A 22694-nucleotide genomic window follows, 5' to 3' on the forward strand; every position below is an offset into this window, starting at 1 on the left:
ACACACTCCTCGGCACCCGAAAAGGACAGGTCGGATACCGGGGCTGAAAGGAGAGACGAGGGAACGGAAGGAAACGGGCGCGGCCACCCCGCCCGGGGAACGGCGATCGGTCAGCGGCGGGGCGCCAGCCGGTGCAGCTCCACGGCGGTCAGCCGCCCGGCCTCGATCGCGGCCGTCAGATACGTACAGTACGGCTGCCGGCGCCGGTCGGTGGGGGAGCCGGGGTTGAGCAGCCGCAGCGGCCCCTCGGCCGTGGAGTCCCACGGGATATGGCTGTGGCCGAACACCAGCACATCGAGGCCGGGGAACCGCTCGGCGCAGCGCCGCTCCCGCCCCCGCGCCGCTCCGGTCTCGTGCACCACGCCCAGCCGTACCCCCGCCAGCTCGGCCCGGGCCACCTCCGGCAGCCGCGCCCGCAGCTCGGGCCCGTCGTTGTTGCCGTACACCCCGATCAGCCGCCGCGATCGCTCCTGGAGCAGATCGAGGGTGGCGAGGTCGACCCAGTCGCCCGCGTGGACCACCACATCGGCGTCCGGCAGCCGCTCCAGCAACTCCCCGGGGAGCGCCTTGGCGCGCCGGGGGAGATGGGTGTCGGACATCAGCAGAAGACGCACACGGACGACCGTACCGCCGTGATGCCCTTGACGCGGGCATCGACGAAAAGAATAGTGTGCCAAGCGACTCGGTGTCGCGAGGCTCCAGGGGGTGGACATGGCGGCGCGGTCCCAGGCGCGGACGGCGAAGGAGACGGCGCAGGACCGCTATCCGCGGCCGGTGGTCTCGACGGCGGAGGCGGAGTGGATCTGGCGGCAGCTCTCGGTGCAGGCGATGGAGGACGGCGCGAAGCCGGAGACCGTACGGCTGGCCGTGGTGGTGGGCCTGGCGCGGGCCAGCGGCGCCCGGTACGGCGGACTGCTGCGCTGCAGACTGTCGGCGCTGGACCTCGACTCCGGATGGGTGACCATCGAGCACGGCAAGCATCGCGTCCCGCGCCGGCACGGCCTGGACCGCGGCACCGTGCTGGTGCTGCGGCGCTGGCTGCGGGTGCGGCAGGAGCTCTGCGCCGAGCTGGAGGGGTCGGTGCCGGACGCGCTGCTGCTGACGGTGCACCACACCCATGACAACGGGGTGACCGTGGTCGCCGGGCTGCCCATCACCCGGCAGGGGCTGGTGCTCTCCTGGCGCCGGTTCGTCCACCGTACGAACGCCCGGTACGCCGGTCGCCGCCCTCCGCTGCCCACCCGCTTCGAACAGGTCCGTCGGGTCTGGGACACCTGAGCCCGTTTCTCGCCGGTCCCCGCCGGGCCGCTGTCGGGCCGCTGTCGGGCCGTTTGCGCAACGTGACATTGTACGCTGGCACTCCGCGCCGACTCGACGTGCCATTCGGAGGGCCGAGATGGGTGAACTCAAGCATCGGAGCCTGGCCACCGTTCAGCACCGGCTGCGCGACCAGGTCGCCCATCAGCTCCGTGCGGCCCTGATAGCGGGTGAACTCCGGCCGGGCACGGTCTATTCGGCGCCCGGTCTGGCCGCGGACTTCGGGGTCTCGGCCACACCGGTGCGGGAGGCCATGCTCGACCTGGCTCGCGAGGGTCTGGTCGAGCCGGTGCGCAACAAGGGCTTCCGGATCACCGAGGTGAGCGACCGCGACCTCGACCAGTACACCGAGATCCGGGCGCTGATCGAGGTCCCGGTCGTCGGCAGGGTCACCCGCACCGCGACCCGCGCCCAGCTCGAGGCGCTCCGCCCGATCGCCCTGGAGATCGTCGAGGCGGCGACCGCCCACGACCTCGTCGGCTATCTGGAGGCCGACCGCCGCTTCCACCTCGAACTGCTGGGCCTCAGCGGCAATGACCGCCTCGTCGAGACCGTCGGCGACCTGCGCAAGCGCTCCCGCCTCTACGGCCTGACCTGGCTCGACGAACACGACCAGCTACTGCCGTCCGCCGAGGAGCATGTGGAACTGCTCGATGTGATGCTGGCCGGGGACGCCGAGGCGGCGGAGGCATGCATGGCCCGCCACCTCGGCCATGTCCGTTCCCTGTGGGCCGAGGGCCGCGAGGAGGCGGCACGACTGCTCTGACGGGGTGCCGCCCCGCCGGGCCCCTTGGACGGGAGCGGGCCCCCTTGGACGGGAGCGGGCCCCTTGGGCGTGAGCGCAGCGCGACCGTGGATCAGCCGGACGGGGAGGACAGCAGCCGGTCCATCCACTCCTCCACCGCATCGGCCGTGCGGGGCAGGGCCGTTGACATCAGGCGGGCGCCGTCGGCCGTGATCACCAGGTCGTCCTCGATGCGGACGCCGATCCCGCGCAGTTCGGCGGGCAGGGTCGTGTCGTCGGGCTGGAGGTAGAGGCCCGGTTCGACAGTGAGGACCTGGCCCTCCTCCATGACCCCGTCCAGGTACTGCTCCGCGCGGGCCCGGGCGCAGTCGTGGACGTCGAGCCCGAGCATATGGCCGGAGCTGCACAGGGTGTAGCGCCGGTGGAGGCCGCTCTCGGCGGTGAGTGCCTGTGCGGCGGGGATGCGCAGCACGCCCCAGTCGGCGAGGCCCTCGGCGAGCACGGTGGAACAGGCCCGGTGGAAGTCGCGGAAGCTCGCGCCGGGTTTGAGTGCGGCGATCCCCGCGTCCTGCGCGGCGAGCACCAGCTCGTAGACCCGGCGCTGGACGGGGGAGAAGCGCCCGGACAGCGGCAGGGTGCGGGTGAGGTCGGCCGTGTACAGCGTGTCGGTCTCCACGCCCGCGTCGAGCAGCAGCAGTTGTCGCGGGTCGAGCGGGCCGTCGTTGCGGGTCCAGTGCAGCACACAGGCGTGGGCGCCGGCGGCGGCGATGGTCTCGTAGCCGGTGCCGTTGCCCTCGGCGCGGGCGCGGAGCTGGAAGACGCCCTCGATCCAGCGTTCGCCGCGGGGGTGCCGCAGCGCCGACGGCAGGGCGCGGACGACATCCTCGAAGCCGGTGGTGGTGTGATCCACGGCCTGCTGGAGCTGGGCCACCTCCCATGGGTCCTTCACCAATCGCAACTCGCTGAGTACGGAGGCGAGTGCGGGATCGCGGGAGGCGTCCCTGCCGGGGCCGAGGCGGGCGAGGCCGGTCAGGTGGGCGCAGCGGACGCCGGTCAGCCGCTCGGCCTCGGCCAGGTCGGGGCGGCGGCCGACCCAGAACTCGCCGTACTTGCGGTCCCGGTAGAACTCCCCGCCCTCGTCGCGGGGTGACCGCGGCCGCAGGTACAGCACCGGCTCGCCGTCCGGCTCCAGGACCAGTACGTGACCGGGCTGGTCCTCGCCGGTCAGCCCGGTCAGCCAGGCGTACGCACTGTGCGGGCGGAAGCGGTGGTCGCAGTCGTTGGAGCGGACCTTCAGCTCGCCGGCCGGGATGAGCAGCCGATCGCCGGGGAAGCGGGCGGCGAGCCGGGCCCGGCGGCCGGTGAGCTGCTCGAAGCCGGGGACCCGGGAGTCATCGGGGGGCGGGGCGGGGGCCCAGCCGTCGGCCATCGAGCGGGCGAGGGCGTCCGATACGGGCAAGTCGTGGCTGCCGGTGTGGAGTTGGGCGGCACGCGCGGTCACGGACACCTCCGGTGAAGGAAATCTGGATGACCTTTTCCTGACGCCTTGTCAGTGCAATTTCACATTACTATGTTACAGGTCACACCTCGTGAAGTGAAGGCCATTGCCTCGGGCCCCCACTCACCCCCCACCGCCTCTTGGAGGTTCAGGTGTTACATTCGCGCTCCTCGCGCAGACTCCTGCTGGCCGCGACCCTCGTCGCCGCGCTCGTGATGCCGCTCGGGCAGGCCGCCGCGGCCGCGCCCAGGGACCTCGCGCCATCCGCCCAGCCGTGGCAGCCGAAGGCGGCACCGAAGCCCCCGCCCCGGCCCGCCGGCAACCGCTTCGACCACGCCCAACGTCTCGACACGACACCGGAGTTGAGCGCGCCTCCGGTCCCCGCGCCCCGCTCCGTCACCACCGACGGACGGATCCCCGGCCCGCTGTCCGGGCCGGCCACCCCGCACCACGACAAGAAGCCGGCCGTCGCCCCCTGCACCCTGGACGGCATCACCGGGCTGAACCCCGATCAGCTCGCCGACTTCCTCGCCGACCCCGCGGTCACCGCCGACGGCTGTCTGCGTGGCCTCGTCTGGAACTGGGACCCGCGGCTGGTCCCCGTCATGTCCGACGCACACGTCCAGACCGTGGCCCGGCGCATCGCCTCACTCGCCCCCGGCCACGACGGCGAGAACACCAGCCACCTGTACGAGATGTTCACGTACCTCCACGCGGTGGCCTACCACGACTTCTCGCACGACGAGATCGACACCACCGACGCACCCACCGTCAACGCGGTACGCGGCGCGGTCGACGCCTTCGGCGCCGCGGCCCGCACCTTCGACGCCACCCGGGCCAACGCCGACACCCTGCGCGAGGCCCTGATCGCCTGCAGCGGGCCCGGCGGGCGCCAGTACCAACTCGGCCTGGTCAAGAAGGTCCTGGCCACCATGGACCCGGAGCACACCGCCACCGACAAGGACCAGTCCTGGGGCAACGCCGCCCTCTCCGCGCTCTCGCTGAACTACCTGGGCGTCTACTCCGGCAACCAGGACAAGGAGTTCCAGGCCGCGGTCGCCGCCGACCCCGGCTACCGTGCCGCCTTCAAGGCGTTCGCCGACTACACCCACCTCAAGGACACCCCCAACGCCTGGGTGGTACGCGACGCCCTCCTCGAGTACGGCCGCTTCGGCGAGATCGACGCCCTCGAGCAGCAGACCATCACCGACCTGGGAGCCCTGCTGCCCGTCACCGTCCAGAACTTCGGCGAGGGCAGCGCACCCTGGGGCAAGGTCGTCTCCTGGCTCATCACCTTCGAGGCGTGCAAGCCCTATGGCGTGTGCAAGGAGGACATCGAGAAGCGGATCTTCCCGAACACGTACTCCTACGACAACGGCGGCATCAAGGTCCGCACCGCCCTCGACCGCGCCACCGTCGACCAGCTCTACTATGCGTCCAAGCAGGTCAGGGCCCAGTTCAACCGGGTGCTCGGCACCGAGGAGCCGCTCGCCGGCGACCCGAACGCCACCCTGGTCATCGTGCTGTACGCCTCACGCTCCGACTACGAGGTCTACCACCCGATGCTCACCGGCATGGGGACCGACAACGGCGGTGTCTACATCGAGCAGGGTGCGACCTTCTACACCTACCAGCGCCGGGTGCCCCAGGACTCCTCCCTCACCCTGGAAGAGCTCTTCCGGCACGAGTACACCCACTACCTCAACGGCCGGTTCGCCGTCCCCGGCTTCTTCGGCGAGGGCCCCTGGTACGAGGGGGACCGCACGACGGCCATGGACGAGGGCAGCGCCGAGTTCTTCGACGGCTCGACCCGTGACGACGGCATCCGCGTACGCCAGTCCCTGGTCCGCGACATCATCAGCGACACGCAGGGCGGCAGGCCCCGGATGACGATCAACGAGATGCTGCACGCGACCTACTCCGGCGACGGCTTCCGCTTCTACTCCTACGCGGGAACGTTCTTCGAGTTCCTGTGGCGCGACCACCCGGCGAAGCTCCAGGAGATGTACCGGTTCATCCGCGCCGACGACCCCGCCGCCTTCGACAACTGGCGCAACCAGCAGGGCGCGGACGTCAACCTCCAGCAGCAGTACAACACCTTCCTCGACCAGCAGATAGCCATCGTCGACGACCTGTACGTACCGGACACCACGTTCGTGCCCAACCAGGACCTGACGCTCACCGACGCCGCCGGGGCGCAGAGCGCCTTCTCCCGGGCCACCGGCAACCAGCCCGTCTGCAAGGACAATGGCGACGGCGAGCACGGACGGTTCGTCTGCACCGGCGAGATCACCGCGAACCTCAGCGACCCCGGCAGCCTCAACAAGGTCTTCACGGAGATGTCCGAGGCGGTCGACGCCAACCTGCTCGACCGTTCCAAGCCCGCCGCCGTCGACTTCAGCGATATGAACTGCAGCTTCGGCCGGCCCACCGTCACGGGCAACTCCGGTACCGCGGACTTCAGTTGCGAGGGACCGCTGCGGCGGTGACCCGACTTTCGGTACCGCGCATCCGCACCTGCCCGGTGCGGATGCGCGGGCCGATGTCCCGGCGGGCCAACCGCCGGAATCGTGCCGCCGGACGGCCCTCAGGCCGCGGGCGCCGCGGCCGCCGCGGTGACGGTGAACCGCGCCTGTGCGGTGGCGCCGTTCACGCGCACCGCGAGGGTGGCCGTTCCCGGGCGCAGCGCGGTCAGCTTGCCGGCTGCCGGGTCGTACGCCGCCACATCACGGCGCCCGGCATCGTCCGGGTCGCCGATGTGGACGCCTGGCGAGCCGGTCCAGTCCGCGCTCAGCGGGAAGCCGACCGGCACTCGGCGGGCATCGATCCCCTCGCCCTGGAAGACGGTCGCCGTGATGTCGGCGGCCTGCCCCGTGCGCAGGTCGTCCGGGGCGGTGACGGTGAGCCCGTCCACATGGGCGCGGGTCTGCACGGACACCCAGTCCGGGCCGCCCTGCCACGGTGCGTGGCGCACGGCCGCCTGGTCCCGGGCCGAGACGTGGTCCACGCCGACCATCGACCAGCCGGTGAAGCCGCCCTGGTTGGGCGGGGTGGCGGGGTTCTTGCCCGAGTTGCCGTTGATCAGGTACGGGATGCCGTCCACCCGTGAGGCGTGGAAGGTGCCGACATGGCTGCCGATGAAGCCCGCGCCCTTGCCCGTCGTACGGCGGAAGTCGGTCAGCCAGCCCTCCAGCAGCGCCGCCTCCTTGCGGTCGCCGAGCTGGCTGCCCTGCTGCGGGGTGGGGTCACGCGGCGGCACATGCTCGATCACCATCACCGAGCCGACATCGGGGTCCTTCGCGGCCGCGTCCAGTTGGGCGCGCAACTCCTTGATCTGGTCGAAGCCACCGGCGCGCAGCCCCAGCCGTGAGGTGTCCAGGGTGAGGAAGCGGGTGCCCCGGTGGTCGAACGCGCGGTGGGCGGGCCCGAATTCGCCTGTGAAGTTGTCGATGGAGCCGCCCATCACCTCATGGTTGCCGGGCACGTAGTACCAGGGCAGCTCATCGCCCAGCTCCTCCTTCAGCACGGTGCGGGCGAAGGACAGATCGGCGGGGGAGCCCTCGTCGACCAGGTCCCCGTTGATCACCAGGAAGTCGGGCTTGGCCGCCTTGATCTCCCGCAGGGTGCGGCGGGCCTGGGCGACGATCGGGCTGCCCGGATCGCGGGCCACGAACTGCGCGTCGGACATCACCGCGAACCGCCAGTCGCGTCCCCGCGCCTGCGCGGCGGTGGAGATCAGCGGATCGGGGCGCACGCTTTCGGTGGGCAGTGCGACGGAGGGCGGCACCCGCGCCGAGAGGTCGTCGATGACCACACTGCCGGTGTACTGGCGGGTGGCGGAGGTCTCGGCGAGGTAGAAGCGGTTGACCTTCAGCGGATACGCGACCCCGGCCGGGACCGCGAAGTCGACATGTCGCCATCCGGTCCAGGTCACATACGGTCCGCGGAGCAACTGGTCGGAGCCCGCCGCGTCCTTGAGGTGCAGAGTGGGCCACGCCCCCTTGCCATCGCCCTTGATCCACAGGCCGAAGGACTGCGGCTGCCCGTCCACCTCGATCTGCTGGGGCGGGGTGACATAGGCGGCGCGGGTGGCCGTGGACTGGGTGAAGTCGTAGTCCAGCTTCAGCCCGGTGCCGGTGTGGCCGTCGGGCGTGGCCTCCGCCGAACCGGAGGCGCGGGCCTGGCTGAAGGTCCAGCGATCGGCGTCGTCGAAGGACGCCTCCTGCCGCTCGGTCAGTCCGACGGTGATGGCGAGCACGGTGGTGGCGTCGCCGACGCGGACCTTGACCTGCCCCGCGGCCTGGTCGTGGCGCGCCTTGACGGTGAAGGTGCCCGTCCGGGGGTCCGGGGCGATGTCGAACAGCGCGTGGTCGTACGAGAGCCGCACATCGGACGGTTCGACGGGGGCGCTGGTGCCGTGCGCGTCCAGGCCGACGATGCCGAACCGTCCGGTGGCCTCGGCGTCGGCCAGGCCGACCAGCCGGCTGGTGGGCTGGATCCGGTCCAGCCGGTCCAGGACGGTGAGGCCGATGTCGCCGTGGGCGGCGCCGCGCCGGGCGGTGACGGTGGTGTCACCGCCGTGGCGGGCGGTGAAGGTGCCGTCGGCGCCGACCCGGCCGATGTGGGAATCAGCCGTCCGCCACTGCGGCGCGCCGTCGGCCGGGCCGTATGTCTCGTCGTAACCGGCGGCGGTGAGGCGGCGGGTGAGCCCGGGGAAGACCCGCTCGGGGTGGCCGCCCCGGACCGGGTCCGCGGTGGGCGCGGACGCGCGGTCCATCGCGGTGTCCACCCAGAAGCCCTTGAGCCGGCCGCTGCCGTCGGGCGCGGTCAGGGCCAGGCCGTTGGGGACGGTGCGCTCGGCGCCGTCGGACGGGCTGTTCTCCACCCGGGCGGTGTCGCTGCCGGGCTCGCGGGCGACGAGCGTGGAGGAGCCGCCGCCGTCGAGGTTGAGCGCGCTGTAGGCGCCCGCGTCCTTCATCATCAGGCCCAGCTCGGTGAGGGTGACCCCGCCGCTGTCGGCCTGCCGCCCGTCCACGGTGAGGATCTGCATGGTGCGGCCGTCGCGGGAGAAGCCGACCGCGGTGCGCGGCGCCGTGGTGTTGTTGCCCTCGCCGTCGTGGCCGACCGGCTTGCCGTCCACGACCAGCAGTTCCCGGCCGCTGAGGGCCGTGCGCGGCAGGTCGCCGTCGTCGGTGCGCGGCCGGTACTCCATCGACACCGCGTCGCCGACGGCCAGTGCGGACAGCTCGTCGGCCCCGGCGTCCCGGCCGAGCAGCACGGTCGCACCGGCCGGGATTTGGCCCTTGCCGGGCGCGGTGGCCGCCTTGGTGACCTTGCCGTCCACGACCGTGACCTCGGCGGTGCGCCGTGCGCCGTCCACGGTCTGGGCGCGGTCCGCCTCGCCCCATTGGGCGGTGTACGCCCCGATCCCGGCGGCCGGGACGTTGGCGGCGTTGAGCGCCGCGAGCGGATGGGGGCCGTCGGGGAGGGTCAGGGTGCCGTCGAAGTAGAGCTGGAGGACGCGGCCCGCGTCGGCCGGGCCGATGCCGACGGCCTGGGCGGGCCCGGCCGCGGAGGCGGAGTTGACGAGGCGGCCGTCGCCGACGGCATTGCCCTCGGGGGCGCCGGTCTGGTTGATGTCGAAGAAGTCACCGTTGATCGCCGCGACCGTGCGGCGCCCCGGCCCGGCGTCGTGCTCGGCGGCCAGTTGGGAGACAGCCCGCCGCTTGGCGACCTGGTCGGGGTGCAGATAGTCGACCTTGGTGCCGCCGGCCAGGTCCACCGACAGCGCGTCGACCCGCAGCCATTTGTCCGACTCCAGCCGGTCGTACGAGGTCAGCTTCACCCCCGGGGCGACCGGCCGCGAGGAGCGGGCGGTCTGCAGCCCGTCGCCGTCGGCCACGGACCGGGTGCCCGTCGCACCGCTGGCGGCGGGCGGCGCGACCGGCCGCAGCATCTCCGTGGAGACCCGCGGCAGGGGTTCGGGCGCCGGGGCGGGGGTGGTGTCGGCGGTGGCCTGGCCGGCGGCGCCCAGCACAAGGGCGGACACCGCGGCCAGGGCCGCCAGAGGTCTGGCGAACGCGACAGGAGGCACGGCAACTCCATGGGGCCAGGGGACTCGCGTGGTTCACACGCACAGCGCCCCAGCATCGCCCCGGAGTTGACCGGGCACCAGAAGGCGTCGGCGACGACACGGGAAACAAATGACCAAGTCGGCGCGGACCGTGACCACGCCGGCCCCCGTGGAGGGGGTCAGTCGCCGGTCACACCGTCGAGATAGACCCACTCGCCCTCGTGCCGTACGAAACGGCTGTTCTCGTGGAGCGAGCCCGCGCGGCCGCCCTCGGTGTAGTGGGCGCGGAACTCGACGGTGCCCGTGGTGTGGAACGCGCTGCCCTCGGTGGTGCCCAGGATCTCCAGGCGCACCCAGCGCACCCCCGGGTCGAGCCCGGCGCCGGGCGGCCGGGTGGTGGGGTGATGGCTGCGCAGCAGATACGCCTCGTCCCCGACGGCGAAGGCGCTGTAGCGCGAGCGCATCAGCGTCTCGGCGGTGGTCGCGCGGGCCTGGCCGCGGTGCAGCCGGCCGCAGCAGTCGTCGTAGGCCGCGGGCAGCCCGCAGGGGCAGGAGGCCGGGGTGGGGCGGGCCGGCTGCGGGCGTCGGGTGCGTCGGGACATGATCCCCATTTTGACTGCTCTCCCGCCTGAAGGCGGGAGATTCCTGGCTCAGGCCGCCTCCCGGACCGGCGGTCCGGGAGGTCTTATGCCCTCGGCACCAGCCGGGTTCGGACCAGCCCGGACGAGCATCACGTGGGCGGAGTTCTTGTCCCTGGGGGATAGGGCTCCGCAGGCGGTGCAGGTGTAGGTACGTTCCGAGAGAGGTAGTGCGTGCTTGGTTCTCGCTCCGCACCGCGCACAGTCCATGGTGGTGTGCGCAGGGTTCACCAGCCGGATATCCCGCTGGTGCTTGCGGCCCATCTCGATCAGGGCCGCCTTGGTGGCGCCGATGGCGGCGTCGGCCGCCTTGCGCGCCATCGACGTTTTGGCGAGGAACTTCGGGTGGAAGTCCTCCACCGCGACCGCGTCATGGTCGCGGACCACCTTCTTGGCCCATTTGCGGGCGGTGTCCTGCCGCTGCCGGGCGATCTTCTTGTGCAGCTTGGCCGCCTGCCGCTTGGCGGCGCGGTAGCCGTTCGACTGCGGCCTGCCTTTCGACGCGCGGCGGCGGGCCATCATGCGCTGGTAGCGGCCCAGCTTCGCCATGGCCTTTCCACCGTGTCCGGCGTAGGGGAGGTCGTGGGCGTCGGAGGTGGTGGTGGCGGTCTCGCGCACGCCCCAGTCCACGCCCAGCACGAGACCGGTTCCGGGAAGCGGCTCGACCTGAGCGGGAACGACGAACGACGCGTACCAATGGCCGAGGCTGTCCTGGTAGACACGCACGCTGGACGGGCCGGCGGGAAGCTCGCGCGACCACACGACCGTCACCACAATGCCGCCCGCGAGATGCAGGCGTCCGTCTTTCAGCCGGAAGCCGCGCCGGGTGTAGTTCAGCGTCGGGGCGGCGTCCCGCTGCTTCTTCCAGCCGGGCATCCCCGCCCGCCGGCGCACGGGGAGCCGGTCTTTGATGTCCTTCAGCGCCTTCGAGCGGGACCTGCAGAAGTCGCGGATGACCTGCTGCTGAGGAACCGAGGAGCCCTCCCTCAGCCAGGGGGTGATGCGGCGGGCTTCGGTCAGCATCTTGTCCAGCGCGGCCGGTCCGCACGTCTCCCCGCCCTGGTGGGCCTTCTTTGAACGGGCAACGCACTCGTTCCACACCCACCGGCACCGGCCCCACTCCGCCTCGAGCGCCGCGCGAGCGCTGGCAGATACACGAAGCCGGTAGGCCCATCGGGCATACCCAGCGGCCTCGCTTGTCTTCGCCGCCGCCGTCACAATCGCCAATCCAGCCGAGAGCTATGACAGTTGGGTTTCGGCCTGTGCGCCCTGCCCTGCCACCGTGCGCGGGAGGAGAGAGATCGAAATCGCCCCATCGGCGGTTCGGCTATCCTTGCCCGGCCTCGCAGGAGTCCGATTCCTTCCCGGCCTAAAGGCCGGGGCGTTCTCGGACGAACCAGGTGAAGGGGGCTCAGGCGGCGGACATCCGCAGCGGTTCGACACGCTGGATGACCAGGCCGTAGGTGAGGGCGCCGACCACGCACAGCGCGCCGGACAGCATCAGCGGTGCGACGAAGGAGTGGTGGAAGAAGCCCAGCAGCAGCCCGGTGGTGGTCGAGCCGAGGACCCCGGCCAGGTTGGAGGCGAAGTTCTGGATGCCGCCGAGCGAGGCGACATGGCGCGGGGTGGGTGCGACGTCGGCGGGCAGGCTGGCCACCGAGGCGGCGGAGAAGGCAAGGCTCGCGTAGCTGACGGACAGCAGTGTCAGGGCCCACATGGCGCTGGGGACGAGCACGGCGAAGGCGATGACCGAGGAGAAGAGCATGCCGCACACCAGACAGGTCTTGCGGGCCCGGGTCACCGACCAGCCGCGGCGCAGCAGCGTGTCGCTGGTCCAGCCGCCGAGCAGACTGCCGGCGATGGCGACGATGCCGGGCAGGGCGCCGTAGAAGCCCAGCTTGAGCAGGTCGAAGCCGCGGGCGTCGACGAGGTAGCTGGGAAACCAGGTGATGAAGAAGTAGATGACGTAGTTGAGGCAGAAGAAGCCGATCATCATGCCCCAGACCGTGCGGTGGCGGAACAGGTCGCGCCAGCGGACGGCGGGCTCCTGCGGCGCCGTCTCCCCGGCGGGGCTCTCCTCGAGCCGGGCGCCGCCCGCGGTGACGTACGCGCGCTCCTCGGCGCTGAGCCCGTCGCGCGCCGTGGGCTCGCGGTACGCCTTCAGCCACAGCGCCACCCACAGCAGGGCCACGGCGCCGGTGACCCAGAACGCCATCCGCCAGCCCTGCCAGGCGATCAGCGCGGTCACCACCGGGGCGACGACGGCGGTGCCGGCGCGGGCGCCGTTGTCCCAGACGCTGTTGGCCAGTGCCCGTTCGCGGACCGGGAACCAGCGGGAGACGGACTTGGCGCACGAGGGGTAGGCCGGGGCTTCGCCCGCGCCGAGGGCGAGGCGGGCGAAGAGCAGGCTGCCGATGCCCCGGACGAAGCCGGTGCCGACGGTGACCAGCGACCAGAGCAGCCCGCCGATGGCGAACATGCGCTTCTCGCCGTAGCGGTCGATCAGCGCCCCGGCGGGCAGTTGGCCCAGCGCGTAGGTCACGAAGAACATGCTGAGGATGACGCCCTGCCACTCGGGGCCGATGTGCAGGTCATCGGTCATATAGGGCAGGGAGATGGAGATGGTGGCGCGGTCGACGTAGTTGACGGTCATGCCCAGGAAACAGAGGAAGACCATCAGCCAGCGGGTGTTGTGCCGCAGGCCGCGTGGGCGCGGTGGCCCGGTCGTGGCCTCGTCCTGGGGCGGTGTGTCGGTGGCGGGGGCGACTCTGGGCGTCTTCAAGGCGGCTCTCCTTTGAAGGGGCGGTGCGTGCGGTCAGCGCGGCGGCCGGGCGCCGGAGTCCAGCTCCGCCCGTACGGACGCGACGAGGGCGGTGTCGTCCGCGAGGTCGCCTGCGCCCAGCAGCCGCAGCAGCCGGCGCGGGGCGTCGGGGTGCGGGCCGTCCCAGGCGCGGCGCAGCTCCTCGGCGTGCGGATCGTCCAGGGGGTGGTCCCGGGTGCGGCGGGCCCAGGCGGCGAGGGCCGTGGCCAGGAGGGGGGTGTCCCGTCCGGCGGCGCGCAGCTCGCGCAGCGGGGCGAGCCACCGTTCGGGGATCTTCTGGGATCCGTCCATGGCGATCTGCTGGATGCGGTGTTCCATCGCGGGGTTGGCGAAGCGGTCCACCAGGCTGTCGATGTAGGCGGGGAGGTCCAGCCCCTCGGTGGGCGGCAGGCTCTGCGCGGCCTCGGCGCAGTAGGCGCGTACGGTCTCCTCGCCCCAGGGGGTGGCCAGGACATCGGCGACGGTCTCGCATCCGGCGGCCAGGCCGAGATAGGCGATGAGCGAGTGGGCGCCGTTGAGCAGCCGGAGCTTGGCGAGCTGGTAGGGGGCGACGTCCGCGACGAACCGCACCCCCGCCTCCTCCCAGCGCGGGCGGTCGGCGGCGAAGATGTCCTGGAGGACCCACTGGGTGAACGGTTCGCCGGTCACCGCGCCCTGGTCGGCCACGGTCAGCGCGCGGGCGGCGGTCTGCCGGTCGGCGTCAGTGGTGGCGGGGACGATGCGGTCGACGACGGTGGCGGGGAAGGCGACCGAGCCGGTGATCCAGTCCAGCAGACGGTCACGGTCCTCCCAGGCGGTCGCGGCGATGAACTCCCGCACCAGGCGGCGCAGTACGGCGCCGTTGTCGGCCATGTTGTCGCAGGACACCAGCGACACCGGGGCGCCGCCGGCCCGCAGCCGGGCGCGCAGCCCCGCCGCGAGCTGTCCGGCCACGCTCGCGGGTGCGGGCCGTCCCTCCAGGTCGCCCCGGACGAGCGGGTCCGCCAGGGCGAGTCCGCCGGTGGCGGCGTCGCGCCGGTAGCCCTTCTCGGTGACGGTGAGGGTGACGACGGTGACCTCGGCGGAGGCGAGGAGCGCGCCGAGCCGGGCGCCGTCGTCGGCGGCGTGCAGCACCTCCGTCACCGTGCCGACCACACGGGTGGCCGGGCCGTCGGGGCGCCGCTCGGTGAACGAGTACAGCCCGTCCTGCGGGCGCAGCGCGTCCACGACGGACCGGCTGCGCTGGGTGACACCGGCGATGCCCCAGCCGCCGCCGTGCGCCGCCTCGGCGGTTTGTGTGTACAGGGCCTGGTGGGCGCGGTGGAAGGCGCCGATGCCCAGATGCACGATCCGGGGGCGCAGCGCCCGCGGGTCGATCGGCGGGCGGCTCTCGGCGGGGACGGCGGGCAGGGTGGCCAGGGACAGGCGCCGCGTGGGGTTGGTGCTCACCAGTCGTGCACCGACCCGTCGGTACGGCGGCTCACCGGAAGGTACTTCGGGTCGTACGGGAAGCGGGCGGCCGCCTCCTCGTCGAGCTCGATGCCGAGGCCGGGCGCGGCCGAGGGGTGCAGCGCGCCGTCGCGCAGCTCGTAGGCCGGCCGGAACACCTCATGGGTGAGCGGGTCGTGCGCCATGTACTCCTGGATGCCGAAGTTGGGCACGGTGACATCGAGGTGGACGGCGGCGGACATGCTCACCGGCGACAGGTCGGTGGCGCCGTGCGAGCCGGTGCGCACCTGGTACAGCTCGGCGAGGTGGAAGATCCGCCGCAGATGGGTGATGCCGCCGGCGTGTACGACCGAGGCGCGGATGTAGTCGATGAGTCGCTCGGTGATGAGCTGCTGGCAGTCCCAGATGGAGTTGAAGACCTCGCCGACCGCGATCGGGGTGGTGGTGGAACGGCGGATCTGGCGGAAGGACTCCTGGAGCTCGGCGGGGGTGGGGTCCTCCATCCAGAACAGCCGCACCTGCTCCAGGCTGCGGCCCAGCCGCCCCGCTTCGGTGGGGGTGAGCCGGTGGTGGACGTCGTGCAGCAGATGGAAGTCGAAGCCGAACCGCTCGCGGACCGCCTCCAGATAGCGCGGCGCGAAGTCCAGATACGCCTCGGTGGACCAGGGCTGTTCCTCGGGCAGCGCGCCGGTGGCGGGCTCGTAGACGGTGGCGACCGTGCCGTGGCGGATGCCGTAGGTCCCCGGCGAGCCGGGGACGGCGGCCTGGGCGCGGATCGCGCGGTAGCCCATCTCCTGGAAGCGGGCGACGTCCTCCAGCAGCTCGGGCACGTCGCCGCCGCTGGCGTGGCCGTAGACCATGGCGCCCTCGCGGGCCTTGCCGCCCAGCAGGTCGTACACGGGAAGGCCCGCGACCTTGCCCTTGATGTCCCACAGCGCGGTGTCCACGGCCGAGATGGCGGTCATGGTCACCGGGCCGCGGCGCCAGTAGGCCCCCTTGTAGAGGTAGTGCCAGGTGTCCTCGATACGGGCGGGGTCGCGGCCGATCAGCAGCGGTACGAGGTGGTCCTCCAGGTAGGAGGCGACCGCGAGTTCGCGGCCGTTGAGGGTCGCGTCACCGAGACCGGTCACGCCGTCGGAGGTGGTCACCTTCAGGGTCACGAAATTGCGACCCGGCGAGGTGACGATGACCTTGGCCTCCGTGATCGTGGCCATACGCATGTGCTCCTCACTGAGCGGGCTCCCGGGGACTCCGGGGGGCTTCCGGCAGCTCCGGGGGGTGGAGTCCGGGCTGTCGGTCGGCTACCATACAAGTACGTCAGCGAGGCGAGTCAAGGGTTCGGAAGGGGTCGGATGGCACCGGCGGAAGGACTGCACGCGGCACGCTCCCGGGGGCGCAACACCCGGCAACTGGTCCATGAGGTGCTGCGTTCGCGCATCGTCGGCCTGGAGCTGGAGCCCGGCTCCGCCGTCTCGGAGAACGACCTGGCGGCCGAGCTCGGGGTCAGCCGCACCCCCGTCCGCGAGTCCCTGATCCTGCTCGCCGACGAGGGACTGGTCGACATCTACCCCCAGATGGGGACGTTCGTCTCGCGCATCCGGGAGCGCGATGTCGCCTCCGCCCAGTTCATCCGGGAGGCGCTGGAGTGCGCCGCGCTGCGGGAGGCCGTGGAGAACGCCACCGCGCGGGATGTGGCGGAGCTGCGGGTGCTGCTCACCGCGCAGGAGGAGGCCGACCGCCACTCCGATATGCAGGGCTTCTTCCAACTGGACGAGGAGTTCCACGCCCGGCTGATGGCCGTCAGCGGACACGCCTCGGCCTGGCCGGTCGTCAGCCAGGCCAAGGCCCAACTGGACCGAGCCCGCAGGCTGTCACTACCCATGACCCAGCAGATGTCCCTGCTCATCGGCCAGCACCGGGAGGTGGTCGACCTGCTGGAAGAGGGCGATCTGGACCGGGCCGACGGGGCGCTGCGCTCCCATCTGCGGCTGGTCTTCAGCGATGTGGAGAAGATCCGCGCCAAGCACCCGGAGCTCTTCAGCGACGAGGACGCCCCCCTCAGGCCGCGCCGCGACAGCGCCCGGCGCACCGCCTCCCGGGGAGACGGCTGACCTGGCCGGGGGGTGCCCCGTTCGTCCCCTTGTCCGCAACCGCCGGAACACCGAAGCGTTCCGGCGGCAGGCGGGCCGACTCACAGACCGGCCGACTGCCTCGGCGGGGGGCGCTCCGGCCGGGAGCCCGGCGGCTTCTCGTGCCCCGGCCGGGAGCGCGCTGAGTCCGAGGGCCTCGGTTCCGGTGACGGAGGCGACCGCCCGGGCCACCAGCGCGACGGAGGCGAGCGCGGCAGACATGAGCGCGGCAGGCATGAACCCGGCAGGCATGAACCCGGCGGGTGCGAACGCCGAGGGCGGGGGCCCCGCGGCCGCAATCGTACGGAATGCCTGGGGCAGGCGGCCACTGGCAGATGTGCGGCCGCCACTCCGACGCCGCCTACTGGCTGGGCGAGGTGCTGGCGGTGACCGGCGGCGGGCCGACGCCCGAGCGCGACTGCGTCCGCGCCGCCCACCTGCTCAACCGGGCGGACATCCTGTCGGGGGGCACCGCCGGGGAAGCCGCGGACGACCGGACGGAGATGCGCGAGCTGGCCGACCGGCTGCTCGCGCATCCGGAGCTGCCGAGCCACTACCGCGTGTTCGGCCCGGTCCTGCTCTTCCTGCGGAAGGAGGAGGCCGCGCTCGCGATCTTCCAGCGCCTGGCCGACGGCGACGACGTGTGGCTGTCCGGGCTGGCCCATATGTTCCAGGCCGAGATCGCCGGGAACGCGGGCGTGCTGATGCGGATGCGTGTCCATGTGAAGGCGGCCCTGGCCCGCTTCCGGCAGGCCGGCGACCGTTGGGGCCGGGCCGCCACGCTGCCGATGAGCGCCCACTTGCGGCGATACGACGACCTCGACGGAGCGCCGGCCGACCTGCGAGAGGCCCGGACGCTGGCGGGCGAGTTCGGCTCGCTCAGCCTCGGCGACCAGCTCTACAGCGACCTGCGCTGGATCGACGTGCACCTGCGGCGCGGCGACACCGACCGGGGATCCACCGCAAGGTGGCGGGCGCTCCGTTGATCTCGATGCACGTCACCCGGCCCACCGGAGCGGGGCGTCAGTAGTAGCCCTTCTCGCCGTCGACGAGTTCCCGGATGGTGTCCATATGGCCCGCGTGGCGGGCGGTTTCCTCGATCATGTGGAAGAGGATCCAGCGCAGACTGGTGGAGGTGGCGTTGAAGTCCGGGTGGCGGCCGGTGTCGTCCAGGGCGTGGGCCGCGATGATCTCGTTGGACACCTCGCACTGCTGCGCGTAGTCCTTGAGGAGCTGGGCGAGCGGGACGCCCTCGACCCTCATATCGGCATCCTCGACGTCCTCGTCGAACCGGGGGCCCTCGGCCGGGCGGCCGAGGAGGACGATCTCGAACCACAGGTGTTCCACCCAGCGCATATGGGAAACGAGCCCGGCCAGGGTCATCTGAGGCGAGGTCGGCAGGAAGGACCGGTGGGCGTCCGCCTCGGACAGGCCCTCGCACTTCCACGAGATGACGGCACGCTGCATATCGAGCCAGCCCAGCAGTTGGGCGCGCTCATCGGCGGTGCGGGGAGGACGGATGCGCGGTGATGTCGTCATGAGCGGCGACGCTAGCCCAGTGCGTGGGTGGGGCGCACCGGATTATCGGCGGTGGCTCAACACGCTGATCTGGGCCGTGGGGTTGATGGGCTCCCCCGGGGTGGGTCAGCCGGCGGTCTTGTTGCCGAGCACGGCGTCAAGGTACTCGGAGATCGCGTCCCGGTTGCGGGTCAGGCACTCGATGCGCTGGCTCATGCGGTCGCGCTCGTTCTCCAGCGTGGCGATCATTTCCGGTGTGGCGTCGGAGAAGTGAATGCGGCGGGGCTTGTCGAGGCACGGCAGGATCTGCTTGATGATCCGGGTCGGAAGCCCCGCGTCGAGCAGCCCCCTGATCTGCAGCACCCGGTCGACGAGACGCTCGTCGTACGAGCGGTAGCCGTTCGCACAGCGGTCGGGCAGGATCAGCTTCTGCTCCTCGTAGTAGCGCAGCAACCGGCGCGGTGTGCCGGTGCGCTCCGAGAGCTCTCCGATGCGCATGTGTCCGTCCTGTCTCTCTGCCTGCGTGCCGCGTCTCTTTGCCCGCGTGCCGCCGATCCGGCTGACTTTCACATCCATGTGAGGGTTGCAGCGTATCGTGGGGCGGGTGCGCTCGCGAGCGGGCGGGAGGCGCCGGGAAAAGTGCCAGGTGATTGAACGGAGGCCCGCGGCGCGCCGTACGGATAACGACGGGCCCGACTACCCGAGCCGGGCCCGCCGTGCCACCACCGGGCTTCGCAGGGAAGGACCTTCGGGTTGTCGCGCCAATCGAGCTCTCATCAGCGGTCGGAAACGGACAAGGGAACCACGGAGCGGGCCCCGACACAGGGCCCGACTCCGGAGCCTCCACCTCAGGCTGATCCCGAGGCCACGCCGGATCTCCCCGCCCAGCGGCAGGATGACACCGGGGAGCGGGACGAGGTCCCCGACCAGGAGGTGAGCTCCGTCCACAACACGGCCGCCGCCCCCAAGGGCTGGCGGGCCAAGTACCCCGCCGTGGCACGGACGGTGGCATGGACGGCCACCGGGCTTTCCCTCGCCCTCGTGTTCCTCGCTCTCCTCCTGCCGACCCAGCTCAGCCTCATCGAACCCAGCGCCTTCATGCGCATCCCGGTGGAGGCCGTGTTCGGCGCCACGCTGCTGCTGATGCTGCCGTCGCCGGCCCGGCGGGTGGTGGCGGTGCTCGCCGGGGTGGTCCTCGGCGCGCTGACCATCTTGAACCTGCTCGACATCGGCTTCAACGAGTTCCTCGGCCGTGGGTTCAACGTGGTGCTCGACTGGATACTGCTGGACGACGCCCAGTCGTACGTCAAGGACGCGTTCGGCGAGACGGCCGCCACCGCCGCCGTGATCGGTGTCGTGGTCCTCGCCATCGCGGTGCTCGTCCTGATGGGGCTCGCCGTCCTGCGGATCAGCGACGTCATGGCGCGGAACAGCGCCGTGGCGACTCGTACCACCCTGGTGCTCGGCACCGTCTGGGTCATGTGCGCGGCGCTCGGCGTGCAGGTGGCCGGGGCGCCGTTCGCGTCCCGGAGCACCACCGCGCTCGTCCAGGACCGGGCGGAGCGGGTGCGCAAGACCCTCAATGATGAGCGGGAGTTCGCCAAGGTGGCCGCCGTCGACACCTACGGCGACACCCCCGGCGACCAACTGCTGACCGGGCTGCGCGGCAAGGACATGATGTTCACCTTCATCGAGAGCTACGGCCGCTCGGCCATCGAGGACCCGGCCATCGCGCCCGGTGTGGACAAGACCCTCAAGAACGCCACCAAGCGGCTGAACAAGGCCGGGTTCGCCTCCAAGAGCGGCTGGCTCACCTCGGCCACGTACGGCGGCAGTAGTTGGCTGGGGCACTCGACCTTCCTCACCGGCCTGTGGATCGACAACCAGAACCGCTACCGCACCGTCACCGCGGGCGACCACATGTCCCTCACCCGCGCCTTCCAGCGCACCGGCGCCTGGCGGACGGTCGGCATCATGCCGGGAGTCACCAAGGGCTGGCCGGAGGGGAAGTTCTACGGCCTCGACCACGTCTACGACTCCCGCGACCTCGGCTACAAGGGCCCGAAGTTCAGCTGGTCGACCATGCCCGACCAGTACACCCTCAAGGCGTTCGAGCACCTGGAGCACGGCAAGAAGCGCGACAAGCCGCTGATGTCGGAGATCATCCTGACCTCCAGTCACCAGCCCTGGGCGCCGATCCCCAAGACGATCCCCTGGAGCCAGGTCGGCGACGGCTCGGTCTACAAGGCCATCCAGAAGGCGGGCAAGAATCCCGCGGATGTGTTCACCGACCCCAATAAGGTGAAGGCCGAGTACGGCAAGTCCATCCAGTACTCGGTGAACAGCCTCATCGACTATGTGCTGAAGTACGGCAACAAGAACACTGTGCTCGTCTTCCTCGGCGACCACCAGCCGCTCTCGCGGGTCAGCGGCAACAACGCCAGCCGGGACGTACCGGTCGCGATCGTCGCACACGACAAGGCGGTGCTGGACCGCATCTCCCACTGGGGCTGGGAGGACGGCCTGATGCCGGGCGCGAAGGCCCCGGTGTGGAAGATGAGCTCCTTCCGCGACCGCTTCCTGGACGCCTACGGTCCGAACCCCGGCGGCGCCACGGCCCCTTCCTCACCGTCGACCTCACCGAAAGCCTCGCCCGAAGCCGCACCGAAGGCTTCGGCGAAGCGATAGTCCTCGGCGGTCCTGGTGCCGCAGCCGCATCTGGGCGTTGTGTCCTCGGCGGTTGGCCGACCAGTCGAGGGCGATGGTCGGCCACCGGCGGGGTATCGCGGAGGACACCGTCCGCCGGCGCGGCCCTGCGGGCCGCGCCGGCGGCCCGGCTCAGACGCCGGAGGAGACCTCAGCCTGCTCGTTGGGCCCCGTGTCCTTTCCCTCGGCCGCCGCCAGCCTGCGGTTGCGCTGGACCGAGGAGAAGAAGGACCAGGCGATGAGGACGACGCCGACGAGGCCCGTGATGACCTCGTGGATCTCGTACTGGATGGTGACGAGCAGGATCACGGCCAGGGCGCCGATCGCGTAGTGCGCGCCGTGCTCCAGGTAGATGTAGTCGTCGAGGGTGCCCTGGCGGACCAGGTAGACCGTGAGCGAGCGGACGTACATCGCGCCGATGCCGAGGCCGAGCGCCATCAGGACGATGTCGTTGGTGATCGCGAAGGCGCCGATGACGCCGTCGAAGGAGAAGGACGCGTCCAGGACCTCCAGGTAGAGGAACATGAAGAACGCGGCCTTGCCGGCCATCACGACCGCCGGGACCTTCTTGCCGCTCTTCTTGGCCTCTTCCTCGGCCTCGTGCTCGCGCTCCTCCTCTTCCTCGAGCTTGTTCTCGAAGTAGCCGGAGAGGCCGGCGACGATCAGGTAGGTGATCACGCCCGCGACGCCGGCGATCAGGACGGTCTCCGTCTTGTCCGTATGGATGCCGCCGTGCTGGTGGGCGTTGGTGGCGAAGGTCATCGCGGAGACGAGCAGCACGATGAGCGCGATGCAGACGGAGAGCATGTCGACCTTGCCGAGCTTGGCGAGCGGACGCTCCAGCCAGCCGAGCCACTTGATCTCCCGCTCCTCGAAGATGAAGTCGAGGAAGATCATCAACAGGAACATGCCACCGAAGGCGGCGATCGACGGGTGGGCGTCGGTCACCAACTGCTGGTACTTGTCCTTGTCGTCGAGCGCGAGCCGTACCGCTTCGATCGGACCGATCTTGGCGCTGATGGCGACGATCACGACCGGGAAGACCAGGCGCATACCGAAGACCGCGATCAGGACGCCGATGGTGAGGAAGATCTTCTGCCAGAAGGCATTCATCTTCTTCAGGATCCCGGCGTTGACCACGGCGTTGTCGAAGGAAAGCGAGATCTCGAGGATGGACAGGATCGCCACGATCCCGAAGCCGGTCCACCCCCCGTAGAACACCGCCGCGACCAGGCCGAGCGCGGTGACTGCGAACGACCAGCCGAACGTTTTCAGAAGCACTGGCTACCCAATCGTTTTGTACGGAGCTCCCCCGCACGGTACCTGACTTTGCGAAACATTGACCCCCAAGTGCAGAGCGATGCGGTTGCGGTACTAGGAACTGCGGATGAGTCAGCAACCCGTGGGCCGTCACGAACCTTTCCGACGCCGTTCATGACCGCTCGGGCGGAGACGGTGCTCCCTTCAGGTGCTCCCTTCAGAGCAGACTCTCGTCCCGGACTGTCCAGCCTGTCCCCAGCTCACGGCGCAGAGCGACCAAGGCCGCGTGCGCCCGCCGCTTGAAGGCCTGCCGCTCCTCGTCCGACCACGGCGACGGGTTCGGCGGATACTTCCAGTCGATCGACGACTGATACCACTCGGACAACTTCGCCAGTTCTTCTCGGGTGGCCGGGCTGATCGGCAGCCTGTCCAGCTCACAGGGGTAGCCGTACGGGCTGTCCATGTCCTCCGGCCACAGAGGGGTGTCCACGCCGGCCTCGAAGAAGAAACGCAGGTAGCGGATCATGCGGCATCCTCTCAGGCGCCCCGGGTACGGCACGG

General features: G+C 71.1%; 18 protein-coding genes. 6 read left to right on the forward strand and 12 right to left on the reverse strand.

Annotated features, from left to right (window positions below):
• Positions 1–110: 110 nt before the first annotated feature.
• Positions 111–614 carry a metallophosphoesterase family protein gene (locus STRVI_RS18400; RefSeq protein WP_043236110.1) on the reverse strand — a complete coding sequence of 168 codons (504 nt, stop codon included), beginning with the start codon at positions 612–614 and terminating at the stop codon, positions 111–113.
• Between the two features lie 97 nt (positions 615–711).
• Here STRVI_RS18400 and STRVI_RS18405 point away from each other — a divergent pair, with 97 nt between their 5' ends.
• Both STRVI_RS18405 and STRVI_RS18410 read left to right on the forward strand, forming a co-directional pair.
• Entirely contained in the window at positions 712–1278 is a 567-nt protein-coding gene (locus STRVI_RS18405; protein ID WP_014057180.1) for a tyrosine-type recombinase/integrase, read from the forward strand.
• Positions 1279–1396: 118 nt separating this feature from the next.
• Positions 1397–2083 carry a GntR family transcriptional regulator gene (locus tag STRVI_RS18410; RefSeq protein ID WP_014057181.1) on the forward strand — a complete coding sequence of 229 codons (687 nt, stop codon included), beginning with the start codon at positions 1397–1399 and terminating at the stop codon, positions 2081–2083.
• 91 nt (positions 2084–2174) lie between these two features.
• Here STRVI_RS18410 and STRVI_RS18415 read toward each other — a convergent pair whose 3' ends face one another.
• Complete coding sequence (locus tag STRVI_RS18415) at positions 2175–3563, reverse strand: aminopeptidase P family protein (protein ID WP_014057182.1); 1389 nt, start codon at positions 3561–3563, stop codon at positions 2175–2177.
• 149 nt (positions 3564–3712) lie between these two features.
• Here STRVI_RS18415 and STRVI_RS18420 point away from each other — a divergent pair, with 149 nt between their 5' ends.
• The gene (locus tag STRVI_RS18420) at positions 3713–6049 is read left to right on the forward strand and encodes a collagenase (protein ID WP_014057183.1); all 2337 of its coding nucleotides are present in this window, start codon (positions 3713–3715) and stop codon (positions 6047–6049) included.
• Between the two features lie 98 nt (positions 6050–6147).
• On the opposite strand, the gene STRVI_RS18425 is transcribed toward STRVI_RS18420, so the two are convergent.
• The 6 genes from STRVI_RS18425 to manD all read right to left on the reverse strand — a co-directional run bounded on the left by STRVI_RS18425 (position 6148) and on the right by manD (position 15734).
• Positions 6148–9654: a phosphodiester glycosidase family protein gene (locus STRVI_RS18425; protein ID WP_014057184.1), complete on the reverse strand. Its 3507-nt coding sequence runs from the start codon at positions 9652–9654 to the stop codon at positions 6148–6150.
• A 158-nt stretch (positions 9655–9812) separates the two neighbouring features.
• A complete protein-coding gene (locus tag STRVI_RS18430) occupies positions 9813–10235 on the reverse strand; it encodes a YchJ family protein (protein ID WP_043239144.1) in 423 nt (140 codons plus the stop codon).
• Between the two features lie 48 nt (positions 10236–10283).
• Entirely contained in the window at positions 10284–11489 is a 1206-nt protein-coding gene (locus STRVI_RS18435; RefSeq protein WP_014057186.1) for an RNA-guided endonuclease InsQ/TnpB family protein, read from the reverse strand.
• A gap of 193 nt (positions 11490–11682) precedes the next feature.
• Entirely contained in the window at positions 11683–13053 is a 1371-nt protein-coding gene (locus STRVI_RS18440) for an MFS transporter (RefSeq protein WP_014057187.1), read from the reverse strand.
• A gap of 33 nt (positions 13054–13086) precedes the next feature.
• A complete protein-coding gene (locus tag STRVI_RS18445) occupies positions 13087–14520 on the reverse strand; it encodes a mannitol dehydrogenase family protein (RefSeq protein WP_014057188.1) in 1434 nt (477 codons plus the stop codon).
• On the reverse strand, positions 14517–15734 hold the full coding sequence (manD, locus tag STRVI_RS18450) for a D-mannonate dehydratase ManD (protein WP_014057189.1): 1218 nt from the start codon (positions 15732–15734) through the stop codon (positions 14517–14519). The genes STRVI_RS18445 and manD overlap by 4 nt, the downstream gene beginning before the upstream one ends.
• Positions 15735–15872: 138 nt before the next feature.
• Between manD and STRVI_RS18455 the strand changes: the two genes are divergently transcribed.
• Entirely contained in the window at positions 15873–16631 is a 759-nt protein-coding gene (locus STRVI_RS18455; protein ID WP_014057190.1) for a GntR family transcriptional regulator, read from the forward strand.
• A 326-nt stretch (positions 16632–16957) separates the two neighbouring features.
• Entirely contained in the window at positions 16958–17635 is a 678-nt protein-coding gene (locus STRVI_RS18460; RefSeq protein WP_208949147.1) for a hypothetical protein, read from the forward strand.
• Positions 17636–17672: 37 nt separating this feature from the next.
• Here the strand turns inward: STRVI_RS18460 and STRVI_RS18465 are convergent, their stop codons facing one another.
• Positions 17673–18188 (reverse strand): DinB family protein, encoded by a 516-nt coding sequence (locus STRVI_RS18465; RefSeq protein ID WP_014057192.1) that lies wholly within the window; start codon positions 18186–18188, stop codon positions 17673–17675.
• A 105-nt stretch (positions 18189–18293) separates the two neighbouring features.
• Positions 18294–18665, reverse strand: a complete 372-nt coding sequence (locus STRVI_RS18470) for a MerR family transcriptional regulator (RefSeq protein ID WP_014057193.1) — start codon at positions 18663–18665, stop codon at positions 18294–18296.
• A 255-nt stretch (positions 18666–18920) separates the two neighbouring features.
• Between STRVI_RS18470 and STRVI_RS18475 the strand changes: the two genes are divergently transcribed.
• On the forward strand, positions 18921–20855 hold the full coding sequence (locus tag STRVI_RS18475) for a sulfatase-like hydrolase/transferase (protein ID WP_014057194.1): 1935 nt from the start codon (positions 18921–18923) through the stop codon (positions 20853–20855).
• 150 nt (positions 20856–21005) lie between these two features.
• Here STRVI_RS18475 and STRVI_RS18480 read toward each other — a convergent pair whose 3' ends face one another.
• Positions 21006–22154: a DUF475 domain-containing protein gene (locus STRVI_RS18480; RefSeq protein ID WP_014057195.1), complete on the reverse strand. Its 1149-nt coding sequence runs from the start codon at positions 22152–22154 to the stop codon at positions 21006–21008.
• A gap of 196 nt (positions 22155–22350) precedes the next feature.
• A complete protein-coding gene (locus STRVI_RS18485) occupies positions 22351–22659 on the reverse strand; it encodes a hypothetical protein (protein WP_014057196.1) in 309 nt (102 codons plus the stop codon).
• Positions 22660–22694: the final 35 nt, after the last annotated feature.

This window comes from Streptomyces violaceusniger Tu 4113 (assembly GCF_000147815.2).
GTDB classification, from domain to species: Bacteria; Actinomycetota; Actinomycetes; order Streptomycetales; family Streptomycetaceae; genus Streptomyces; species Streptomyces violaceusniger_A.

Excerpts from the sequence above, each read along its gene's own strand:
- STRVI_RS18430 (WP_043239144.1), bottom strand. The coding sequence starts at position 10,235 with ATGTCCCGACGCACCCGACGCCCGCAGCCGGCCCGCCCCACCCCGGCC.
- STRVI_RS18460 (WP_208949147.1), top strand. The coding sequence starts at position 16,958 with ATGCCTGGGGCAGGCGGCCACTGGCAGATGTGCGGCCGCCACTCCGAC.
- STRVI_RS18455 (WP_014057190.1), top strand. The coding sequence starts at position 15,873 with ATGGCACCGGCGGAAGGACTGCACGCGGCACGCTCCCGGGGGCGCAAC.
- STRVI_RS18410 (WP_014057181.1), top strand. The coding sequence starts at position 1,397 with ATGGGTGAACTCAAGCATCGGAGCCTGGCCACCGTTCAGCACCGGCTG.
- STRVI_RS18485 (WP_014057196.1), bottom strand. The coding sequence starts at position 22,659 with ATGATCCGCTACCTGCGTTTCTTCTTCGAGGCCGGCGTGGACACCCCT.
- manD (WP_014057189.1), bottom strand. The coding sequence starts at position 15,734 with ATGGCCACGATCACGGAGGCCAAGGTCATCGTCACCTCGCCGGGTCGC.
- STRVI_RS18405 (WP_014057180.1), top strand. The coding sequence starts at position 712 with ATGGCGGCGCGGTCCCAGGCGCGGACGGCGAAGGAGACGGCGCAGGAC.
- STRVI_RS18465 (WP_014057192.1), bottom strand. The coding sequence starts at position 18,188 with ATGACGACATCACCGCGCATCCGTCCTCCCCGCACCGCCGATGAGCGC.
- STRVI_RS18470 (WP_014057193.1), bottom strand. The coding sequence starts at position 18,665 with ATGCGCATCGGAGAGCTCTCGGAGCGCACCGGCACACCGCGCCGGTTG.